The sequence below is a fragment of the Limnoglobus sp. genome (assembly GCF_059499385.1).
In genome coordinates this window covers 1-3837 of record NZ_JCABYM010000135.1, presented here as the reverse complement: position 1 = coordinate 3837, position 3837 = coordinate 1, and the positions used below count along the sequence as shown (strand labels likewise).

General features: G+C 67.3%; 5 protein-coding genes. 3 read left to right on the top strand and 2 right to left on the bottom strand.

The window, feature by feature from the left end; all coding sequences use genetic code 11:
* Positions 1-109 precede the first annotated feature (109 nt).
* Positions 110-715, bottom strand: coding sequence for a transcriptional repressor LexA (gene lexA / locus AC5JJ2_RS23845; RefSeq protein WP_495860545.1), 606 nt, complete (start codon positions 713-715; stop codon positions 110-112).
* A gap of 213 nt (positions 716-928) precedes the next feature.
* On the opposite strand from lexA, the gene trpD reads away from it, so the two are divergent.
* Genes trpD through AC5JJ2_RS23830 form a run of 3 tightly spaced genes read left to right on the top strand, consistent with a single transcriptional unit; the run spans position 929 to position 3454 of the window.
* Positions 929-1918, top strand: coding sequence for an anthranilate phosphoribosyltransferase (trpD, locus tag AC5JJ2_RS23840; protein WP_495860544.1), 990 nt, complete (start codon positions 929-931; stop codon positions 1916-1918).
* A 51-nt stretch (positions 1919-1969) separates the two neighbouring features.
* Positions 1970-2896 (top strand): nucleoside hydrolase, encoded by a 927-nt coding sequence (locus tag AC5JJ2_RS23835; RefSeq protein WP_495860543.1) that lies wholly within the window; start codon positions 1970-1972, stop codon positions 2894-2896.
* Between the two features lie 21 nt (positions 2897-2917).
* Positions 2918-3454, top strand: a complete 537-nt coding sequence (locus tag AC5JJ2_RS23830; protein ID WP_495860542.1) for a proline and serine-rich protein 1 family protein — start codon at positions 2918-2920, stop codon at positions 3452-3454.
* A gap of 227 nt (positions 3455-3681) precedes the next feature.
* On the opposite strand, the gene AC5JJ2_RS23825 is transcribed toward AC5JJ2_RS23830, so the two are convergent.
* A partial coding sequence (locus AC5JJ2_RS23825) for a S46 family peptidase (RefSeq protein WP_495860558.1) occupies positions 3682-3837 on the bottom strand: 156 nt, incomplete at its 5' end.

Sequence of the window (3837 nt, the reverse complement as noted above, 5' to 3'; positions counted from 1 at the left end):
GGTGGGGTTTGGTGTTTGTTAAATCACGGGGGGCGCGGGGGGGGGGGCGGGCGGGGTGGTGGTTTTGTGCCCGGGCGCCCCCCCCCCCGCTCGGCTCGCCAACACCCGATCAGCACTTCCGGATCACGCCGACCAGCACGCCGAGGATGTGAACGTCCTGGCGGGTCGGATCGACCTTGATCGTCGTCATCGTCGCGTTCATCGGCTGCAGCTCGATGTGGTCCTTCCGCTTGTAGTACTTCTTCAGCGTCATCGCCTTGTCCACCATCGCCACCACCTTCGACCCGTTGTCCGCCGACTCCTGCTTGCGGATCACCACGAAGTCGCCCTCGGCGATGTGCCCCTCGATCATCGAGTTGCCGCGGACCTTGAGGGCGTACACGTTCTCCGTCGGGAACAGGTCGCGGACTTCCAGCCGCTCGTCCTGCTCGACGGCCTCGATCGCCTTGCCGGCGGCGACGACGCCGAGCAGCGGGAGGCTGAACCCGCCGGCATTCACCCCCTCGATCGTGATGCCGCGGGACAGGTTCTGGTTCCGGGTGATCTTCCCCTTCTTCTCGAGCGCCTTCAAGTGACACATCACGCCGTTCGGCGAGCTGATGTTGAACTTCTTGCAGATGTCGCGGATCGTCGGCGGGTAGCCCATCGACTGGATGTGATCGCAGATGAAGTCGTAGATCCGCTGCTGCTTCGTGGTAAGGGTGGCGTCGCTCACGGCTCGGCTCCTTGTCTAGGTTCGCCCTCGGAGAGGTTGAACGCGGAGTAACAATTGTGCAGAATGTAAAGAAGTATATGTCATTTCCGCCGGGAAATGGAAGGTCGAAATTGCCAAATGTGCCACATTTTTGGTAACCTTTTCCTGACGCCGACCCCCTCCCTTCTTGGGTGACCCGTGGACACGACCCGACCCAATTGGTTTCCCGAAGCGATGCGGACGCTGTTGCGGGGCGGCACGCTGGACGAGACCGTCGCGACCGAGGCGTTCCGCGACCTGCTCGCCGGGCGGGTCGAGGACGGGTACGCGGCCGGGTTCCTGACAGCCCTGCGGATGAAGGGCGAGGCCGCCGAGGAAATCGCCACAGCCGCCCGCGTCCTCCGCGAGCAGATGATCCGCCTCGTCCCGGTGTCCGGCCCGGTCCTGGACACCTGCGGGACCGGCGGCGACGACAGCGGGACGTTCAACATCAGCACCGTCACGTCCCTGGTCGTCGCGGCGTGCGGCGTGCCGGTCGTGAAGCACGGGAACCGGGCCGTGTCCAGCCGGTCCGGCAGCGCCGACGTGCTCGCCGACCTCGGCGTCAACTTCGAGGCCGGCCCCGCGTGGGCGCAGCGGTGCCTGGACCGCGTCGGGTTCGCGTTCTGCTTCGCCCCCCTGTTCCATTCGGGGATGAAGCACGTCGCGAAGCTTCGTCGGATGCTCGGCATCCGCACCATCTTCAACCTCGTCGGTCCGCTGTCGAACCCCGGCTCGGCCGACTTCCAGCTCCTCGGCGTCGGCAAGCCGGAACTGCTCGACCCGCTCGCCGGGGCGGCCGCGAAGCTCGGCGTCCGCCGGGCCGTGCTGGTGAACAGCCACGACGGGCTGGACGAGGTCAGCCTCGCCGCCCCGACCCGCGTGCGGATCGTGGAGGGCGAGGAGTTCTCGGCCCGCGAGTGGACGGCCGCCGACTTCGGGCTGGAGCCGGTCGCGCTCGATGACATCCGGGCCGACAGCCCGGCCGAGAGTGCCGTCATCATCCGCGCGATCCTCGCCAACGAGGACGGCCCGGCCCGGCGGATCGTGCTGGCGAACGCGGCGGCCGCCCTCTGGACGGCCGGCACGGTTCAGAATCTCCCCGACGGCGTTGCGATGGCGGCGGCCGCGATTCGGTCCGGGACGGCGAAATCTCTGTTGGACCAGTTGGTGCAGATGCGGTAAAAAGTTGTAACCCACGTCACTCGCCGAAACGGATTCTTCGAGTTCGACATCATGCCGCGAAAAGTGATTCTCATTGCCGACCCCGGCATCGACACCGCGTTCGCCGTCGCACTGGCGCTGCACGACCCGGCCCTGGAAGTCGTCGGGCTGATCCCGTGCGCCGGGAACGTCAGCGCCGAGCAGGCGACGGCGAACGTGATGATCCTGATCGACCAGCTCGACCCGCCGAAGTGGCCGCGGACGTGCGCCGCGGTCGCCGTCAAGTACGAGCAGGACGGCACGGCCCTACACGGCCCCGGCGGCCTCGGCGGCGTGACGTTCCCGGTCTCGACGAAGAACCAGCACCTGACCGGCGACAAGGCACTGGCGGACCTCGTCCGCCAGTACCCGCGGGAGGTGAGCGTCATCTGCCTCGGGCCGCTCACGACGCTGGCGATGGCCCTGGCCCGCGACCCGGAACTGCCGGCGCTGCTCGACAAGGTCGTGCTGATCGGCGGGACCGTCCACGAGCCGGGCAACGCCGGGCCGGTGAGCGAGTTCCACCTCGCCGCCGACCCGGAGGCGGCGCGGACCGTCCTGAAGGCGGACCTCCACCCGACGCTGATCCCGCTCGACGTGACGCGGAAGATCATCCTCTCGCCGACGGAGTTGCTGGAGCTGCCGAACCCGGAGTCGCGGACGTGCAAGTTCCTGCGGCAGGTCGTGCCCTACGGCATCCGCGCGAGTTCGCACCTGTACGGCATCGAGGGGTTCCACCTGAAGGACGTGTTGGCCGTCGCCGCGCTCGCGCTGCCGGGGTCGGTGAGTTGCGAGCCGAAGAGCGTGGACGTGGAAACGAAAGGCGAACTCACGCGCGGGATGCTGGTGGTGGACGAGCGGAAGAACCAGGCCGGGCCGCCCAACGTGATGCTCGCGATGGGGGCCGCCGTCGGCGAAATCCGCCAGTGGATCGAGCGAACCTTGAAGCAGTCGCCCTGACCCTCAACCCACGGTGGGCCGATGAATCGTGTTCGTGTCGTGGCGTTCGCGCTCCTCTTCGGCGTCCCGGCCGTCGCCGCCGACAAGGAGCCGAAGAAATCCCCGCAGGAAGTCGCGCTGAACAAGATCGCCGCGGACCTGAAGGAGGCCCGCGGGCTGCTGAAGGACGTGAGCGACCGGAAGACGCGGGAGAAGCTCGAACTCCTGATCGGCCGGGCCGAACTCGCGGCGAAGGACCTGCAGAAGGAGCTGGCCGCCCTCGCGCCGGTCGGCGGGATGCCGAAGGACGACTTCGCGCGGGTGCTGAAGGGGCTGAAGGACCAATCGTTCGACGACGGGAAGATGAAGTACGTGAGCGGCCTCGCGAAGACGACGCGGCTCACGTCGGCCCAGGTGAAAGAGATGCTCGCGGCGTTCTCGTTCGACCGCGACCGGATCACCGCGGCCGTGACCATGCACCCGATGGTCGTGGACCCGGAACTGTTCGTGACGGTCCTTGACGCGTTCAGCTTCAAGTCGAGCAAGGACGAAGTGCTGTCGAAGATCAAGGCGAAGTGACGAACCGTCTTCCGGCCTGAAGGGCCGGTTCTTACAGCGAGGGCCGTCAGGCCTGGATCGCGAAACCCGAAACAGTCCCGGCCCTGAAGGGGCCGTTCATCCGGGGGAGCCTCGGAACGAACGGCCCCTTCGGGGCCGGGTGCGTCGTGTTGGCGGTGGGTTCCAGGCCTGACAGCCATCGCTGTAAGAACCGGCCCTTCAGGCCGGAAAACCAAGAGCCGACACCCTCACTCCTTCCCGATCAACTCCGTCACCAACGCCTCCGCCCCGTAGAGCTTCCGCAGCGCCTCGACCACCGCGCGACCATGCACAGCGACGTGCCGGGCCTGCACGTCGGTGTAGACGAAGTTCCGCACCAGCCCGTGCCGGTTGCGGTCGAAGTT

Bases quoted from the DNA above. Each gene is read 5' to 3' on its own strand.
- trpD (WP_495860544.1), top strand. From the start codon at position 929: ATGCGGACGCTGTTGCGGGGCGGCACGCTGGACGAGACCGTCGCGACC.
- AC5JJ2_RS23835 (WP_495860543.1), top strand. From the start codon at position 1,970: ATGCCGCGAAAAGTGATTCTCATTGCCGACCCCGGCATCGACACCGCG.
- AC5JJ2_RS23830 (WP_495860542.1), top strand. From the start codon at position 2,918: ATGAATCGTGTTCGTGTCGTGGCGTTCGCGCTCCTCTTCGGCGTCCCG.